The sequence below is a fragment of the Candidatus Kosakonia sp. 282A-S69 genome (assembly GCF_029433855.1).
In the GTDB taxonomy this organism is placed as follows: domain Bacteria; phylum Pseudomonadota; class Gammaproteobacteria; order Enterobacterales; family Enterobacteriaceae; genus Kosakonia; species Kosakonia cowanii_A.
This window is the reverse complement of record NZ_JAROAU010000005.1, coordinates 261,310-261,559: the sequence shown is the minus strand read 5'-3', so window position 1 is coordinate 261,559 and position 250 is coordinate 261,310.

Genomic DNA, 250 nt, shown 5'->3' with positions numbered 1-250 from the left:
GCCCACAGTTGTGAGGACGTAAACGGTGAAGCCCCATCCGGATGTGTTTTTTCTTAGCCGGTGCGGTCTGTTTGCCGGATGGCGGCTGCGCCTTATCCGGCCTACAAAAACAGTGCCCGCAGTACGTAGGCCGGATAAGCGTCAGAGCCATCCGGCAGTGTGATGTCGTAGCCGGTGCGGCCTGTTTGCCGGATGGCGGCTGCGCCATATCCGGCCTACAAAAACAGTGCCCGCAGTTCGTAGGCCGGAT